This window comes from Bradyrhizobium cytisi (assembly GCF_008123515.1).
Lineage (GTDB): Bacteria > Pseudomonadota > Alphaproteobacteria > Rhizobiales > Xanthobacteraceae > Bradyrhizobium > Bradyrhizobium cytisi.
Window position 1 is genome coordinate 15,151 of sequence record NZ_VSSR01000051.1, and the last position, 16,977, is coordinate 32,127.

11 protein-coding genes and 1 tRNA gene are annotated in these 16,977 nt (G+C 64.4%); 4 read left to right on the plus strand and 8 right to left on the minus strand.

Going from position 1 to position 16,977, the window contains the following annotated elements:
* Nucleotides 1-57: 57 nt before the first annotated feature.
* Complete coding sequence (locus FXB38_RS28640; RefSeq protein WP_148754359.1) at nucleotides 58-618, minus strand: hypothetical protein; 561 nt, start codon at nucleotides 616-618, stop codon at nucleotides 58-60.
* 271 nt (nucleotides 619-889) lie between these two features.
* Between FXB38_RS28640 and FXB38_RS28645 the strand changes: the two genes are divergently transcribed.
* The 4 genes from FXB38_RS28645 to FXB38_RS28660 all read left to right on the plus strand — a co-directional run bounded on the left by FXB38_RS28645 (nucleotide 890) and on the right by FXB38_RS28660 (nucleotide 8,543).
* A complete protein-coding gene (locus FXB38_RS28645) occupies nucleotides 890-1,960 on the plus strand; it encodes an AraC family transcriptional regulator (protein ID WP_148754278.1) in 1,071 nt (356 codons plus the stop codon).
* A 127-nt stretch (nucleotides 1,961-2,087) separates the two neighbouring features.
* A complete protein-coding gene (locus FXB38_RS28650; protein ID WP_148754279.1) occupies nucleotides 2,088-2,990 on the plus strand; it encodes a sterol desaturase family protein in 903 nt (300 codons plus the stop codon).
* Nucleotides 2,991-3,288: 298 nt separating this feature from the next.
* Entirely contained in the window at nucleotides 3,289-8,115 is a 4,827-nt protein-coding gene (locus tag FXB38_RS28655) for an NAD-glutamate dehydrogenase (protein ID WP_148754280.1), read from the plus strand.
* Between the two features lie 107 nt (nucleotides 8,116-8,222).
* Complete coding sequence (locus tag FXB38_RS28660) at nucleotides 8,223-8,543, plus strand: hypothetical protein (protein ID WP_148754281.1); 321 nt, start codon at nucleotides 8,223-8,225, stop codon at nucleotides 8,541-8,543.
* A gap of 57 nt (nucleotides 8,544-8,600) precedes the next feature.
* On the opposite strand, the gene FXB38_RS28665 is transcribed toward FXB38_RS28660, so the two are convergent.
* From FXB38_RS28665 to FXB38_RS28695, 7 genes are all read right to left on the minus strand, one after another.
* A tRNA-Arg gene (locus FXB38_RS28665) sits at nucleotides 8,601-8,677 on the minus strand.
* A gap of 285 nt (nucleotides 8,678-8,962) precedes the next feature.
* Complete coding sequence (locus tag FXB38_RS28670) at nucleotides 8,963-10,018, minus strand: sensor domain-containing diguanylate cyclase (RefSeq protein ID WP_148754282.1); 1,056 nt, start codon at nucleotides 10,016-10,018, stop codon at nucleotides 8,963-8,965.
* Nucleotide 10,019: 1 nt separating this feature from the next.
* Nucleotides 10,020-13,097, minus strand: a complete 3,078-nt coding sequence (locus FXB38_RS28675; protein ID WP_430640193.1) for a bifunctional diguanylate cyclase/phosphodiesterase — start codon at nucleotides 13,095-13,097, stop codon at nucleotides 10,020-10,022.
* Nucleotides 13,098-13,314: 217 nt separating this feature from the next.
* Complete coding sequence (locus tag FXB38_RS28680) at nucleotides 13,315-14,400, minus strand: branched-chain amino acid ABC transporter permease (RefSeq protein WP_187435204.1); 1,086 nt, start codon at nucleotides 14,398-14,400, stop codon at nucleotides 13,315-13,317.
* Complete coding sequence (locus FXB38_RS28685; RefSeq protein ID WP_148754285.1) at nucleotides 14,397-15,407, minus strand: branched-chain amino acid ABC transporter permease; 1,011 nt, start codon at nucleotides 15,405-15,407, stop codon at nucleotides 14,397-14,399. The genes FXB38_RS28680 and FXB38_RS28685 overlap by 4 nt, the downstream gene beginning before the upstream one ends.
* Complete coding sequence (locus tag FXB38_RS28690) at nucleotides 15,404-16,126, minus strand: ABC transporter ATP-binding protein (RefSeq protein WP_148754286.1); 723 nt, start codon at nucleotides 16,124-16,126, stop codon at nucleotides 15,404-15,406. Before FXB38_RS28690 ends, FXB38_RS28685 begins: the two co-directional genes overlap by 4 nt.
* Nucleotides 16,123-16,899, minus strand: a complete 777-nt coding sequence (locus FXB38_RS28695) for an ABC transporter ATP-binding protein (protein ID WP_148754287.1) — start codon at nucleotides 16,897-16,899, stop codon at nucleotides 16,123-16,125. The genes FXB38_RS28690 and FXB38_RS28695 overlap by 4 nt, the downstream gene beginning before the upstream one ends.
* Nucleotides 16,900-16,977: the final 78 nt, after the last annotated feature.

The following is a 16,977-nucleotide window of genomic DNA, read 5'->3' on the forward strand; positions in this document are numbered from 1 at the left end:
GCCACCCTTTGGGATGCTGAAGGATGGCCGGATCAGACGCGTGGTGCGTCGCCGATATCAGATCCGGTCGTTGAGAAGGACATTGGACAGCGAGGGGTCGGAGGGATTGGACGTGCCGTTCGATCCCGTCCCGCTGTAGGTCGAATCCGCGAGCGAGGCTTTCAGCGAATCCAGGAATTTCTCGAGCAGATCCGCCGTCGAATTGCCACTCGACGAACTGTTCGTGCCGCTGGACGAGCTGTCGGTGCCGCTGACAGGAGGCGGCGCGTTGAACGGCGGCGGTCCGCCCGCTCCACCTGGTCCGTGCGCGAACGCAGACTTGAAGATACCTTGCAGCTCGGTGGCCTGCTGGTCGGTGAGCTTGCCGGACGACACCTCCTGCCGGATCAGATCATCGATCTTCGACTTGATGCCGTCAGGTCCGCTGCCGCTGGATTGATTGCTTGTCCCGTCTGATTGCAGCGAAGAGTCAATATCGTCGAGCGCGGAGGACAGCGCCGACTGATCGGATGCACTGATCGTGCCGGAACTGACTTCCGATTGCAGCTCGTCTTGCAGTCGCTGCAGGGGCGATGTGTGTTGGTGGTGATGTGTGGAGAGCGCCGAAATCGAGGTCATGGTTGCTATCCGTGCTTTTGGTGGACTCGGGTCGATATTGCCCAAGTCGCATCCAGTCCTGGGTTCGCAGGTTCACCTTGGCGGTTGGATTTGCCCGGTCGGGCGGTGGTAGACACGGGAGCTGGCGCGGAGCCGTTGGAGCCGCGATCCGCCGGTTGCTCAATGTTTCCGTTGAACGATTGGAAATATTTGGAAACAAGATAGATGAGTTTGATACGATACTCTTCCTGTCCTTTTCCCAAAGACGCTCTCATTCGGACCGCTGAATCGCATGTCGACCCTGGAAGCCGCATTGCGAGGAGGAGCGGTCGTCATTCTTCTTTTTCGCGTGGCGATTGCCGCGCGCGATGCACCGCGCAATCCCGTCAGCCGCTATTCCGCACTGCTGAATTTGAGCATCGCGGCCTATGTCGTCGAATCGGCATCCGGCTTCGGTGCGCTGCCTCTGCTTCTGCGCATTCCGGTGCATCTCGTCAGCGGCGGCATGCCGGCCGCATTCTGGATTGCAGTGAGCGCCATCTTCGTCGATGAATTTCGCCTGCGCTGGTACCATTCGCTCGGCGCGCTCGCATTGATGGGCCTCGCGTGGATCGACATGTCCAGGCATCCGATGTCCGTCGATGTAGCGCGCACCGCTCTGTCCGTGTCGCTTCTGCTGCTGGGCATCTGGCATGTGCTGTCTGGGCGCGCGGCCGATCTGGTGGAGAAGCGGCGACGGCTGCGCGTCTGGTATGCCGTCGTCACCGTGCTCTATGCCCTGTTCATTATTGCATCGGACTGGCTCTGGCCCGGCGGCCTGTCCGTGTCATCGCTCAGTCTCGCCAACGCGGCCGGCTTGACGGCGGTGATATTCCTGTTCGCCGTGCTGGGCACGCTGGCCTCGACTGAACCACCGCTGGTGCCCGCGCCTGCGCTGGCGAGCCAGCCGACCGTGATTTCGCATGATCCACCGGCAGCAGTGCCGGCAACCGAACCCGATGCAGCCGAACTCGCGGCGCTGCGCCGCCTGCTCGACCACGACAAGGTCTTTCGCGAGCCGGACCTGAGCATCGCAACATTGTCACGGAAGCTCGAGATTCCGGAATACCGGCTGCGCCATCTGATCAACCGGCAGCTCGGCCATCGCAATTTCAGCGCCTTCGTCAGCGGCTATCGTCTGGCTGAGGTCGAGGCCGCGCTGAGCGATCCCACGCAAGCCGCAGTGCCTATCCTGACCATTGCGCTCGACGCCGGCTTCGGCTCGATCGGGCCCTTCAATCGCGCCTTCAAGGCGCATACCGGCCTGACGCCGTCCGAATATCGGCGAGCTCGTGCCGGCGGTGTGGCAGGGGCCGAAATCTAGCCGTTTCCTGATTTGACGGGCCCTTTGCAGGAATCGGCCAGTCTTCGTTCAGGAATCGGCGCGCCGCGGCGCTTCCCCCGTGCAACTCATGCCCTGCAGGCGAGACGCCTGCGGATGCGAGGTTGCCATGAAGCCATTGATTTCCGTTCTGCAATTTTCCCTTCCCGCCGTGATCGTGATCGCGACGCTGGAGGGTCTCGTCCTGGCCCTGGTGATGCGCCGTGACTACAATTGGCGCGCCTATCTGGCCTCGCTGGTCGATGCGCTCGGCCGGCAATATCTCGTCTACACGCTGCTGCCGCTCAGCATCGCGCAGCCGCTGGTCGATCTGGCCTGGAGCCACCGGCTGTTCACCATCCCGCTCAACAGCGTGCTGTCGGTGGTCGTGCTCGTGATCGCCCAGGATTTCAGCTACTACTGGTTCCATCGCGCCAGCCACCGGGTTCGCTGGTTCTGGGCGACGCATGCGATCCACCATTCCTCGAACGAGTTCAATCTCGCGGCGTCCTACCGCTTCGGCTGGACCGGGAGGCTGACCGGTGCCGCAATCTTCTACGTGCCGATGATCTGGCTCGGCTTCGCACAGGGACCGGTGTTCATCGCAGCCGGCGTCAATCTGCTCTACCAGTTCTGGCTGCACGCGGAGTGGATCCCGAAACTCGGCTGGCTGGAATATGTGCTCAACACGCCCTCGCATCATCGCGTGCACCATGCCTGCAACGCGGAGTATCTCGATCGCAACTACGGCGGCATCTTCATCGTGTTCGACCGGATGTTCGGCACCTTCGTCGCCGAACGCGACGACCTGCCGTGCAATTACGGCCTGGTGAAGCCGCTGCGCTCCAACAATCCGGTCGTCATCGCGTTTCACGAATGGGCGGCGCTCGGGCGCGATCTCTGGCGATCGCCGACCTGGCGGGGCCGGTTCGCCTGCCTGATCGGCCCGCCGGGCGATGGGCCGGCGATGTCGGTGGTCACGACGCCGACGGCGCGCGATGCCGGTCAGAACGTCGACGTTGCGGTGGGATGAAGTGGCGCACCATTCAGAACAAAACCGCGAACCCATATACAGTTGAAATTGCTTGTGATTTTTTCACGCCCGGGGATGCGGCGGCCATCGGCGCCGACGTCGGCCTCACGCGCTGCGGTAGGGAATTTTCAGCACGCCTCACGACAGCGTGCGCCTTTCGCTCCGGGATCGTAGTATTGTCGTCGAACTGTTGAAGCTTCGAGACCGAAGATTTCACGTACGCACTCGATCGCGGCGCTCGAAGAGTGCACTCCAGAATCAGGCTGATGACCGCGACTGCGGTCGGACGGCGCGGCAAATGGAGGACATGATGGCGTGGCGTGACGACAGGGCCCGGGCAACCCTGATCCGCGATGCAGCGGGCAGCGTGCCGCCGGGCAAGAGCCCCCGGGCCTTTGCCGAGCCCTTGTTCGGCTACAGCAATATCGAGGATCTCGCCCATTACGATGCCGCCTCGCTTGCCCTTCTGGCGGAGCACGCCTGGGAGCACGTGCAGCGACGCACGGCCGGCAGCGCCGATATCCGCGTTGCCAATCCGACGTTGCCGAATGGGCGCGAGATTTCCGTGCTGGAGATTCTCAACGACAACATGCCCTTCCTGTTCGATTCCACGATGGCGGAGCTCGCCGAGCAGGGCATCGAAGTCACCCTCGTCGCTCACCCGATCATCGCCGTGGAGCGCGATGACGAGGGCAAGCTGCTCCGCTTCTACGGCGAAGCACTGCCCGAGGGAGTAAAGGGCGCGCGCGAAAGCCTGATTCACCTCCACATCACCCGCCTGGACGCGGATGCCGATCGCCAGAAGCTGGTCGATGGCCTCACCAGAACGTTGAACGACGTCCGCGCCTGCGTCGCCGACTGGCGGGTCATGCGTGACCGCGTCGAGGAAGCGATCAAGACTTTCTCTTCCAATCCTCCGCCGCTGCCGATCGACGAGGTCGCCGAAGCCAACCAGTTCCTGCAATGGCTCTGCGCGGACAATTTCACCTTCCTCGGCGTGCGCGAATATCGCTTCTCGCCGGACAGCGATGGGTCGGACGACATTACGACCGGCGAAGGCCTCGGCATCTTGCGCGATCCGGACGTGAAGGTCCTGCGCCGCGGCAACGAAATGGTGGTGATGACATCGGAAATTCGCCAGTTCATGCGCGAACCGACCCTGCTGACCGTCTTCAAGGCCAATGTCTCTAGCCGCGTCCATCGCCGCATCCGGATGGATTATGTGGGCATCAAGCTCTATGCGCCCGACGGCCGGCTCGAGGGCGAATTGCGCGTCGTCGGCCTGTTTACCTCAGGCGCCTATACCCGCTCGGTGCGGCAGATCCCTTATGTGCGCCACAAGGTTTCGCGGGTGCTGCAGCGCGCCGGCTTCGACCCGAACGGCCATTCGGGCAAGGCGCTCATGCATATCCTCGAAGATTATCCGCGTGACGAGCTATTCCAGATCGACGTCGACACGCTCTACAATTTCGTCATCGAGGTCCTGCTCCTCTACGAGCGCCCGCGCGTCCGGGCGCTGGCGCGGGTAGACAAGTTCGATCGCTTCGTATCCATCCTCACCTTCATTCCGCGCGACAAATACGATAGCGACGTCCGCACGCGCGTCGGAACCTTCCTGTCGCAGGTCTACAAGGGGACCCTGTCAGCTTCCTACGTATCATTCCCTGAAGGCGCGCTTGCGCGCGTCCACTTCATCATCGGGCGCTATGAAGGCAAAACGCCAGTCGTCGAGCGCGCCACGCTCGAAGCCGGGATCAGCGCTATTGCCGCGACCTGGGCCGACAAGCTGAAGGCCGCGCTCGCCGCGTCGACCGACGGCATGCGGGCGCGCATGCTCGCCAACCGCTATGCCAAGTCCTTTAGCGGCGGCTATACCGAGGCTTTCACTGCGGAGCAGGCGATCGCCGATATCGCGACCATCGAAAGGCTGACCCCGGCCCGCCCGGTGACGATTTCGGTTCACCGCGACAAGGGCGAGGACGATCCCAGGCGCTTTGCCCTGAAGGTGTTCTCCGACGCCGCACCGCTATCGCTGTCCTATCGCGTGCCGGTGATCGAAAATCATGGCCTGCGCGTGGTCAACGAACGCACTTATCAGATCGTGCCCGGTAACAGACCCGAGCCGGTCTGGCTGCACGATATGACGATCGAGACCAGCGACGGCCGGCCGATCGACACCAGTCCGGAATTCAGCCATCGTCTGGAAGCCTCGATCATGGCGGTGGTCACGGATCGCGCCGAATCCGACGGGTATAATGCCTTGATCCTGCGCACGGCCCTGGGCTGGCGGGAAGTCTCGACCATCCGGGCGCTGTCGCGCTACTTGCACCAGATCCGCGCTCCCTTCACCCAGGATTATATGTGGGAGACCTTGCGCAAGAACGCCGCGATCACGGCCAGCCTCGTCGCGCTGTTCCAGACCCGCCTCGATCCGCGTCTCGCCGTTACTGATTCCGAGCGCTCGGCAGGCGAGACGGCCCTGCTTGCCGAGATCGAGGAGCAGCTTAAATCCGTTGCCTCGCTCGACGAAGACCGCATCCTGCGCCGTTTCACCAATCTGGTGCAGGCGACCATCCGCACCAATCTGTGGCAGATCGGCGAGGATGGACATCCGCGTCCGGTGATCTCCTTCAAGTTCGATGCGCGCCGAATCGACGACCTGCCAACTCCACGACCTCTCTACGAGATCTTCGTCTATTCACCTCGTCTCGAAGGCATTCACCTGCGCTTCGGCAAGGTTGCGCGCGGTGGCCTGCGCTGGTCCGATCGGCCGCAGGATTTCCGTACCGAGATCCTGGGCCTCGTGAAGGCGCAGCAGGTCAAGAATGCCGTGATCGTACCAGTCGGCGCCAAAGGCGGCTTCGTGCCCAAGCGCCTACCGTCGCCGTCCAATCGCGACCACTTTATGGCGGAAGGCACCGAAGCCTATCGCATCTTTGTTCGCTCGCTGCTCGAACTCACCGACAATCTCGACGGCGACATCGTCGTGCCACCCGATTCGACCGTGCGGCATGACGGCGACGACCCCTATCTCGTCGTCGCCGCCGACAAGGGCACCGCCACTTTCTCCGACATCGCCAACACGATCTCCGCCGAGAAGCACCATTGGCTCGGCGACGCCTTCGCCTCCGGCGGCAGCCAGGGCTACGACCACAAGAAGATGGGGATCACGGCGCGCGGCGCCTGGGAGGCGGTCAAGCGCCACTTCCGCGAGCTCGGCACCGACATCCAGACCATGCCGTTCACCGTGGTCGGCGTCGGCGACATGTCCGGCGACGTGTTCGGCAACGGCATGCTGCTCTCGCCGGCGACAAAGCTTGTGGCCGCCTTCGATCACCGCGACATCTTCATCGATCCCTCGCCGGATCCCACGATCAGCCTCGCCGAGCGGAAGCGCCTGTTCGACCTGCCACGGTCGAGCTGGCAGGACTACGACAAGTCGCTGATCTCGCAAGGCGGCGGCGTGTTCTCGCGCCAGCTCAAGGCGATCCCGCTCGCGCCGGAAGTGCGCACCCTGCTCGATCTCGACAAGCCGCAAGCCACGCCTTTCGAGGTGATGACGGCGATCCTGAAGGCGCGCGTGGACCTCTTGTGGTTTGGCGGCATCGGCACCTATATCCGCGCGGCGGCGGAAAGCGACGATCAGGCCGGCGACCGCGCCAACGATCCGATCCGCATCACTGGCGGCGACGTGCGTGCCCGGGTGATCGGCGAAGGCGCCAATCTCGGCGTCACCCAGCGCGGCCGCATCGAAGCGGCGCAAAAAGGCGTCAAGCTCAACACCGACGCCATCGACAATTCGGCCGGCGTGAACACGTCCGACGTCGAGGTCAATATCAAGATCGCGCTCGCGCGCCTCGAGCGCGAGGGACGCCTCGGCCCCGCTGACCGCAACAGCCTGCTTGCTGCGATGACCGACGAGGTCGGCGCGCTGGTGCTGCGCAACAACTATCTGCAGACGCTGGCGCTCTCGCTCGCCGAGCGCAAGGGCGTCGCCGAGACGGGCTTCCTCGCCCGCCTGATGCAGTCGCTCGAGCAGCGCGGCCTGCTCAGTCGCACGGTGGAGTTCCTTCCTGATGACGCAGCGCTCGCCGAGCGAGCACGGCGCGGCCAAGCCCTGACAAGGCCAGAGCTCGCCGTATTGCTCGCCTACGCCAAGCTGACGCTCTACGACGACCTGCTTCTCACCAGCGTGCCGGACGATCCTTATCTCGCCCGCAGACTGTCCCTTTACTTTCCGCGCGAGCTTCCCGACAAGTTCCCGACCGCGGTCGAGCTCCATCGCCTCCGACGCGAGATCATCGCAACCAGTCTCGTCAATGCCGTGATCAACCGCGGGGGCCCGGCCTGCATCGTGCGCCTGACCGACGAGACCGACGCCGATATCTCGACCATCGTCATGGCGCAGGTCGCGGTGGACGCGATCTACGAGCTCAGGCGGCTCAATGACGCGATCGACGCGCTTGACACACGTATCGACGGGCAGCTGCAGCTCAGCCTCTACGCGGCGATCCAGGAGCTCCTGCTCTCCCGCATGGTCTGGTACGTGCGCAACGGCGATTTCAAGGATGGCCTGAACGCGATGATTGCCCGGTTCGCCCCTGCCCTCCGCGAGATCTCCGCCTCACTCGACACCACCCTGCCGCCGGACTTGCAGGCCGTGCGCACCAAGCGGCGGCAGGAGCTGACGGACGCCGGTGTTCCGTCCGGCCTTGCCGGCGAGCTCGCCGATCTCGACGCGCTGGTCTCGGCACCCGATATCGTGACGGTTGCTGAGCGCACCAGCCGCCCGATCGGCGATGCCGCCGCGACCTTTTACGCTGCGGAAGCCGATTTCCGTCTCGACCGCATCATCGCGGCCGCGCGCAACGTGCCTGCCAACGATTATTTCGAACGTATCGCCATCGATCGCGCCGTTGAGCAGATCGCCAGCGCCGAAAGAAGACTGGCCGCGGACATGCTGGCAACCGGCCAGTCCGGCCAGCAGGCTGTCGAGATCTGGCTCGCGGCTCACCCCGGAGCGACGCGCATCCGCCGCTCGGTCGAGGAGATTGCTGCCAGCGGCCTGACGCTCGCCAAGCTGACGGTGGCGGCGAACTTGCTCGGGGATTTGGTCAAAGCCTGAGGGCATGCGAGGCAGCGATGTGAAACATCGAGCATGATCCGGAAAAGTGCGCAGCGGTTTTCCGGAAAGATCATGCCCAATTGTCAGCCGGCGAACGGAGGAATCCAATGATCCATGCTACTTGCCATACCGCCGATAATGTCCGCTGCATCGAGTTCGATGCCACACCCTGGTTCAGCGAGGCTGACGCTCCGAGCATTATCGATTTGGCCCAACGAGGATGGGTCAGCACAGCGATTGCGGATTCCCTCGAGCGCCGACGAGGATATGAACGCTTGCACGACCTCGTTGAGTATGCGGCGAAGCGACTGCAGCCGGAATCCCTGGAGGATCCAACCTGGGAAACCTTCGAGTGCGTCGTCGATGGACCCGACGCCGTGGCTTGGCTCGAGCAAAACCGGCCTGACGTTGTGGCAAGGATTCCGTAAGCCACAGGACGCGCAGCAATCGCGCCGATGATTGGCGGCATCGCAATGGTGCGGAAATGGCGCACCCGACACGATTCGAACGTGTGACCTTTGCCTTCGGAGGGCAACGCTCTATCCAGCTGAGCTACGGGTGCAGCGAGGCCTCATGTAGCCGATTGGCGAGGGGTGGGCAACCGGTCCCTTGGATCGCGATGATGCCATCATGCCGGTGTTTTGCCCGACGCGTCAACGGATTTTCCGAAGTTCGGGGCCCGGATCGAGCGACGCGTATTCCAGGTAGTCTATCGGCGCGGGGGGAAATCCCCGATTTCGCTGCGTTCCAGCCGGGCTACCGTCGGATGGCTTCTCGCTCATGATAAGCCATTGATTTAACAGCGGCCGTCTACTGTGCATGGGGTTGTTTTCGCAATCGCCGCGCTTCAGGCCGATTTGCGCGGGGCGAGGCCAGGAACCGGACCGCTGACCGGCACATTGTCCCGGCCGAGGCCTGCGAATTCGGCCAGGATCCGCTCGGAGCAGACGACACGGTTGCGGCCGAGCCGCTTGGCGGCATAGAGCGCCTGGTCGGCCGCCCCCAGCAGCCGGTCGGGGGCGCCGTCGGCCTCGCCGGGGATGTGACTGGCGACGCCGACACTGAGGGTGACGTGGTTGCCGGCCCCATCGGCGCCATGGGCGATCCGCAACGCCATGACGGCACCGCGGATCTCCTCGGCGATGGCGCAGGCATCGTCGCTACTCATGTCGGGCAGGATCAATGCGAATTCCTCGCCGCCATAGCGGCTGGCGAGGTCGAGCGGGCGCACCGCGTGGCGGCTGACGACGCGCGCGACTTCGCGCAGGCATTCGTCGCCGGACTGGTGGCCGTGCTCGTCGTTGAACAGCTTGAAATGATCGACGTCGACGAACAGCAGCGCCAACGGCTTCTGCGTCCGCTGCGCGCGTTCCCATTCGGTCATCAGCACCTGATCGAACGAGCGGCGGTTCGACAGCCCGGTCAGGCCATCCTTGGTGGCGAGCTCCTTTAGCGCCATCTCCGCGCGCTTCTGGTCGGTGAGGTCGCGCAGCGTCTCCACCACGGCAATCAGGTTGCCGGCCTCGTCATGGATGGGGCCGGCGTCGATTGCGAGGTAGAGCTGGCTGCCGAGCTTCGGCATCACGCACCAGTTCTCGGCGCTGAAGCCGAGTCCGTTGTGGCCGCGCGCGGCATATTCCGAGTAGAACTCCGGCAGCTGTTCGGGCCGGTCGAGCGCGACCAGATCGGCGAGGCAGGGGCGCTTGGTCTCGTAGAAGGCCTGCCAGTGCTTCGTGGTGCCGATCACCTCGGAGGCGGCAACGCCGGTCAGCCGCTCGCACGCCCTGTTCCAGATCACGACACGGCGCTTCGGATCGATCACGAAGGTCGGCACCACCAGGTGCTGCATCAGCCGGACCGCGTAGGAATCCGCCACGTCGACGGTCTTGGGTGACTTCGCCATCTCAGGCCGCCGCCGCCACGGGCATGGCGTCGCCCGGGCCGAACAGTTCGCGCACTTCGGCCGCCGGCTTCGGCCTGCTGAACAGATAGCCCTGCATCTCCGTGCAGCCGAGCGCGCGCAGCATCTCGCGCTGGGCCTCGGTCTCGACGCCTTCGGCGACCGTGGTCATGTTGCTGGCGGAGGCGATGTTCACCACTGCCTGCACGATCACGGGTGACCCGACGGCGTCGGCGATGTCGGCCACGAAGCAGCGGTCGATCTTGATCTTGTCGAACGGGAAGCGCTTCAGATAGCTCAGCGAGGAATAGCCGGTATCGAAATCGTCGAGCGCGATGCGCACGCCGATCGAGCGAAGCTGGTGCAGGATCGAGAGCGCTGCCTCGTCGTCGCGGATCAGCACGGCCTCGGTGATCTCGAGCTCGAGCCGCCGCGGCTCGAGCCCGGAGGCGGCGAGCGCCCCCGCGATCCGCAGCGCCAGCGTGTCGCATTTGAGCTGCACCGGCGAGACGTTGACCGCGACGCGCACATGGGCGGGCCAGGTCGCGGCCTCGTTGCAGGCCGTGCGCAGCACCCAGTCGCCGATCTCGTTGATCAGGCCGGTATCCTCGGCGATCGGAATGAATTCTGCCGGCGAGACCATGCCGCGCTCGGGATGGCGCCAGCGCAGCAGCGCCTCGCAGCCGGAAACCTCGCCCGAGTCCAGATTGACCAGCGGCTGGTAATGGATCTCGAAGCCGCCGTCGATCAACGCCTGGCGCAGATCCTGCTCCAGGGTAAGGCGGGCCTTGGCGCTCGCATCCATCTCCGGCACGAAGAAGCGGTAGGTGCGCCGCCCTTCCGCCTTGGCGCCGTACATTGCGAGGTCGGCGTTCTTGATGAGCTGGTCGAGATCGGCGCCGTCCTGCGGCGCCAGCGCGATGCCGATGCTGGCGTCGGTGGAGAGCTGGTGGCCGAAGCAGTGATAGGGGCGGCGGATTGCTTCATGGATCCGCGTCACGAACGACAGCACGTCGGCGGACGATTCGATCCCGGTCTGGATCACGGCAAACTCGTCGCCGCCGAGCCGCGCGATCAGATCGCCCGGCTTGAGGCAGGCGCGGATGCGCCCGGCGATCGCCTTCAACAGCTCGTCGCCGACATGATGGCCGAGTGAATCGTTGATGCCTTTGAACTCGTCGACGTCGATATAGAGCAGCGCGAACTGTTCGCCGCCGGCGGCCTTCTCCAGCTCGCGCTCGATCTGCTCGCGGAATAGCGTGCGGTTCGGCAGGTCGGTCAGCGCGTCGTAATGCGCCATATGCGCGATCTTGTCATGGGCGCGCCGCCGCTCGGTGACATCCTCGACGACGTTGATGAGGTAGCGCGGCTCGCCGGAGGAGTCGCGGATGCCGATCCGGGTCGAGGTGATGTAGCGCAGACCCATGGTCTGGCTTGTCCAGGCATGTTCGTCCTTGGACAATCCCTCGGTCGTCTGCAGCGCCTTGCTGTCGTACTCGGTGACGACCCTGGCGGTCTCATCCGGGTAGATGTCGAAGGGGGTCTTGCCGACGATGGCTTCGCGCGACTGGCCGAATTGCTCTGCGGCGGTGCGGTTGATCAGCAGATATTGCCGTGTCCGCGCGTCCTTCACCGTGATCTGCGACGGGATGTGATCGATAATCTCGCGGAGGAACGTGTAGTTGCGGTCGCGCTCCTGCTCCAGGTTGAGCCGCTCGGTGATCTCCTCGATCGTGGCGACCCATCCGCCCTGCGCCAGCGGTGTATTGATGACCTGGAAGGCGCGGCCGTTGGGCAATTGATGCGTTTTCGTGGCGACCTTGCCTTCGGCGACGTCCCTGATGACCTCGGCGCAAAACGCATCGACGTCGCCGCTGAACGCGTTGCGCTCCTTGCGATGGGACATCGCTTCGGTGATGTGACAGCCCGGCTTGATGATCTCGTGGGAAAGGCCGAACATGTCGGCATAGCGGCGATTGCAGGTGACGATGTATCCGGCGGCGTCGTAGAGGATCAGCCCTTGGGACATATTGTTGAGGGCGGTGTCGAGCCGCAGTCGCTCCGCCTCCAGCCGCTGCTGGGCCTCACGGTTCTGCCGGTTGATCTGGCGGACGATCATGAAGAGGATCAGCGCGATCACGGCCGCCGAAAGCGTCGCGGTGGTGACCATGAAGCCGGTCTGCTGCCGCCAGTCGGCCAGCGCGGACGACATGGTATTGGTGGCCACGATGACCAGCGGGAAATGCGTCAGCGACGCAGCCGAACCGAGCTTCTCCTCGCCGTCGACCGGGCTCTTGACGCGAAGCGTGTGCTGACCGCTGCGGGTCAGCACCTTCTGCATCAGCGGCGCGCTCTTGTAGCTGGTCCCGATCATCGATTCGACATGCGGGTAGCGCGCCAGCATCACGCCTTCGCGGTCGAACAGCGCGATGGCGGCGCCGTCGGCGAGCGCGACCGAGGCGAAATAACGTTGATAGCTGTCGGGATCGATCCGCCGGACCAGCGCGCCGACGAAAGTGCCGTCCGGCAGAGCGAGCCGGCGCGCCACGATCGTGGTCCATTTGCCGATCAGGAAGCTGCGCACCGATTCCAGCAGCACCGGCTCCGACATCGGATTCGATTTGAAGGTCTGGAAGTAGGCGCGCGAAGACACGTTGATCTTGGGGAGCGGCTGGGCTCGCGACCAGCTGATCAGCTCGCCGTCGGCATCATAGATCGCGATGTCGCCGAGATAGGAGACCGCGCCGATCTTGCCCCTGAGCATCCGGTGGGCCTCAGGCCCCGACATGCGCTCGCGGAACATTTGCGGCGATGTGATCTCCGGCAGGCGCATTTGCCCGATCACGTCGGCCGCGACGACGTCGGAATCTTCAAACTGCTGGTCGAAATGCCGTGCGATCAGCTGCACGGTGTTTTCCAGCTCGCGCTCGCGGTTGGTAAGCGTCTTCTCCCGAAACTCGCCGACGGCCATCGCGGTCACCGCGAAGATGCCGGCGACCAACAACGCGCCCGAGAGAGTCAGCCACAGCACGGGTCCGCGCCGCATGGCAGCGTCCCAGCCGCTCTTCGCGGCCAGAAACATCGCAGCTGCCATCTGTCGAAAAACCCGGCGCATCCCACTCCCCTGGGGGAAGAGAAATACTACGGACAGATGGCGCAATGCTTAGGAAAGCCGGTTACCCATGGCTTAAACCGGTTGCGGATTAATACGGATATCCACCGACACGGGAATCGCGTGACGTCGCGCCACGGTTGTAGGTGGCCCCCACGGCGCGCTGCGCTGTATCGTTAATCGAAGCTTAATGCGAGGCGTCCGCGCTCTTGTCGCCGCCGCCATTGCGCAGTCGCCCGACCACGCCGGTCGGGAAGAAATAGACGCTGGCAATGAACAGCAGACCGAGCCAGAGCAGCCAGCGATCCGGATGCAGCAGGCCCGGCAGCAACGGCAGACCGGCCTCAGACGCCGCCTTGGAGGCGACACCCATCAGCGATTGCAGATAGTTCTGCGCGAGGATGAAGATGGTGGCACCGATGATCGCGCCGTAGATCGTGCCCATGCCGCCGATCACCACCATCAAGAGAATGTCGAGCATAATGGAGAAGCTCAGCGAGGTGTCCGGCCCCGCATAGCGCAGCCACAGCGCGTTCAGGACGCCGGCGCCGGCGGCGACCAGGGCCGCAAGGCAGTTGGCATAAGTGAGATGGAACACGGTGCGGAAGCCGAGCGCCTCGGCGCGAAAACGGTTCTCGCGGATCGCCTGGAGCACGCGCCCGAACGGCGAGTTCACCACGCGCAGCAGCGCGAGGATCATCAGGGCCGAGACTGCGAACACCAGGTAGAAGGTCAGGATGCGGCCGTTGATCTCGAAGCCGAACAGGCTTTTGGAGACCAGCACCGTGCCGGGGCGGAGCAGCTCCGGCAGCTGGAAGCTGCGTCCGTCCTCGCCGCCGGTGAGCCAGGACAGCTGCGAGGCCAGCACCTGGAAGGCGGAGGCGACGGCGAGCGTGATCATGGCAAAGAAGATCGCGGCGACCCGCAGCGAGAACAGCCCGATGGCGAGGGCGAGCAGCGCGGCCAGCGGCAGGCCGACAACGATACCGGTGGCGACGGCGGCCCAGTTCGGACCCATGCCATATAGCGCGATGGCGATCGCGTAGCTGCCGATGCCATAGAACATCGTGTGGGCGAACGACACCGAGCCGGTATAGCCGAGCAGGAGGTCGTAGGACGCCACCAGCGCGGCGAACACGCAGATCTTGGCTGCGACGTTCAGCGCTTTCGCACCGGGGAACAGGAACGGCGTTGCCGCCAGCGCCAGGATGATGACGACGAGAACAAGCGTGAGCGCGCGGCTCCGCGGCGGATCGCCCGACAGGATCATCATCGGCTGGTCACCGCATAGAGGCCGCGCGGCCGCCACATCAGAATGGCAACCATCAGCAGGATGTTGGAGACGAGGGCAAGTTTTGGCACCAGGAAGCCGCCGTAATTGGCGACCATCGCCACCAGGATCGCGCCGATGAAGCAGCCGCCGATCGAGCCGAGTCCGCCGATGATGACGACGACGAAAATCAGGACGGTGAGCTCATCGCTCATGGAGGCGTGGACCTGCTCGCGATAGAGCGCCCACATCACGCCGCCGAGGCCGGCCAGCGCCGAGCCCGTCATGAACACGCCGAGGAATAGCCGGCGGATGCGGTAACCGAGCGCCTCGACCATCTCGCGGTTCTCGACGCCGGCGCGGATCAGCAGGCCAAGCTTGGTACGATTGAGCACGAGCTGGATCGCGACGAAGACGGCAAGCCCGATCAGCGTCGCCAGCACGCGGTATTTGGCAATCGCGACGTCACCGAGGATGAAGGAGCCGCGCAGCGAGGCCGGCAGCGGCATCGGGATGATCTGCGGACCCCACAGCGCATAGAGCGTCTGTTCTGCAACAATGAGACCGCCCGTCGTCATCAGGATCTGCTTCAGATGCTGGCCGTACACTGGAAGAATCAGCACGCGCTCGACGACCAGGCCGAGCGCGCCTGATACCGCCATCGACAGCAGCGCTGCCGGCGCCAGCACTGCAAGGTTGACCCAGAGCGAGTCCGCCTGCACGGAGGCTGCGAACGGCGCGAACACCAACGTTGCAATGTAGGCGCCGACAGCGATGAAGGCGCCGTGGCCGAAATTCAGCACGTCCATCAGGCCGAACACCAGCGTCAACCCCGAGGCCATGATGAAGATCATCATGCCCATGGCAAGGCTCGCCGCGGTCAGCGTCAGCCAGGTTGAGGGCGAGCCGATCAGGGGGATCGTGACCAGCGCGAGCGCGACGGGCAGCAGGATCGGCGCGATATCGCGCTTCGGCTTGGGCAGCGGATCGGTTACAGCGAGTTCAGTCACTGATGCGCCTCCAGGCTCAGGCCGAGCAGCCGCTCCTGCAGCGGCACGTCAGAGGCCAACGCAGCCATCTCGCCGCGGTGGACGATGGTGCCGTTGTCCATCACCAGCACGTTGTCGCCGAGCTCGCGGGCGGCAAAGAAGTTCTGCTCGACGAGGAGAATGGTCGCGCCCTGGCGCTTGATCTCCTTCAGGCACTCGATCAGCGCCATGACGATGGCGGGCGCCAGCCCCTTGGTCGGCTCATCGATCAGCAGGAGCTTGCGCGGCTCGACGATCGCACGTGCGATCGACAGCATCTGCTTCTGCCCGCCCGAGAGGCTGCCGGCGCGCGACAACCAGAACCTTCGCAGCGCCGGGAAGAAGCCAAAGATCCACTCGAGCTGGGTGTCGTCCATCGGCCCGTCGCGGGCGGCGAGGACGAGATTTTCTTTCACGGTGAGGTCGGAGAACACCGCCATGCTCTCGGGCACATAGCCGACGCCGAGCCGGGCGATGTCAGGCGTGGCGCGGCTTTCGATACGCTCGCCGGCGAGGCTGATCTCGCCGCTGGAGGCCTGCCACAGACCCATGATGGTGCGCAGCGTGGTGGTCTTGCCGGCGCCGTTGCGGCCGAGCAGCATCGTGACCTCTCCCTGCGGCACGGCGAGGTCGATGCCCTGGAGAATGTGATAGCGGCCGATATGGGTGTGAACGCCGGAGAGCTTCAAGAGATCGGTCATGCCGCACCCTCGGTAGCTTTCCCGGGGGCGACGCCGAGATAGGCCTCCTGCACGATCGGCGAGGCGATCACCTCGGCTGGCGGGCCGTCGGCGACGAGCTGGCCGTTATGCAGCACGATGATGCGGTCGGCGAGCGAGCGCACCACGTCCATCTTGTGCTCGACCAGCAGGATGATCTTGCTCTTGTCCTGCTTGAGGTGTGCAATGAGGTTCAGCACGACCGGGACCTCGTCGATGCTCATGCCGGCCGTCGGCTCGTCGAACATGAACACCTTCGGCTCCAGCGCAATCATCAGCGCGACCTCGAGCTTGCGCTGGTCGCCATGCGACAGCGCGGTTGCGGTGACGCCGCGGCGATTGCCGAGCGCGACCTGGTCGAGGATGGCATCGGCGCGCGCGATCAAATCGCGGCGGACCATCCAGGGCCGCAGCATGTCGTAATGGGTGCCGCTGGCCGCCTGCACCGCGAGGCGGACGTTCTCTTCCACTGACAAGTTCGGGAATAGATTGGTGAGCTGGAATGCGCGTCCGAGACCCGCACGGGTCCGCAGCGGCGCGGAATGCTCTGTGATGTCGAAGCCGTCGAACAGGATGCTGCCGCTGGACGCACGCAGCTGGCCCGAGATCAGGTTGAAATAAGTGGTCTTGCCGGCGCCGTTCGGCCCCACGATGGCGGTGAGCTCGCCCGGGCGGAACGTGCAGGTGACGTCGTTGACTGCGACATGGCCGCCGAAGCGGATGGTGAGGTCGCGGGTCTCGAGGGTGAGCGTCATGGGAGCCCGGCGAATGATGAAATGAAAATATATCCGCGATCACGCTGCGCCCCCTCCCCCGCTTGCGGGGGAGGGTTG

Bases quoted from the DNA above. Each gene is read 5' to 3' on its own strand.
- FXB38_RS28695 (WP_148754287.1), bottom strand. From the start codon at position 16,899: ATGACGCTCACCCTCGAGACCCGCGACCTCACCATCCGCTTCGGCGGC.
- FXB38_RS28660 (WP_148754281.1), top strand. From the start codon at position 8,223: ATGATCCATGCTACTTGCCATACCGCCGATAATGTCCGCTGCATCGAG.
- FXB38_RS28645 (WP_148754278.1), top strand. From the start codon at position 890: ATGTCGACCCTGGAAGCCGCATTGCGAGGAGGAGCGGTCGTCATTCTT.
- FXB38_RS28650 (WP_148754279.1), top strand. From the start codon at position 2,088: ATGAAGCCATTGATTTCCGTTCTGCAATTTTCCCTTCCCGCCGTGATC.
- FXB38_RS28675 (WP_430640193.1), bottom strand. From the start codon at position 13,097: ATGTTTCTGGCCGCGAAGAGCGGCTGGGACGCTGCCATGCGGCGCGGA.
- FXB38_RS28670 (WP_148754282.1), bottom strand. From the start codon at position 10,018: ATGGCGAAGTCACCCAAGACCGTCGACGTGGCGGATTCCTACGCGGTC.
- FXB38_RS28655 (WP_148754280.1), top strand. From the start codon at position 3,289: ATGGAGGACATGATGGCGTGGCGTGACGACAGGGCCCGGGCAACCCTG.
- FXB38_RS28640 (WP_148754359.1), bottom strand. From the start codon at position 618: ATGACCTCGATTTCGGCGCTCTCCACACATCACCACCAACACACATCG.
- FXB38_RS28680 (WP_187435204.1), bottom strand. From the start codon at position 14,400: ATGATGATCCTGTCGGGCGATCCGCCGCGGAGCCGCGCGCTCACGCTT.
- FXB38_RS28690 (WP_148754286.1), bottom strand. From the start codon at position 16,126: ATGACCGATCTCTTGAAGCTCTCCGGCGTTCACACCCATATCGGCCGC.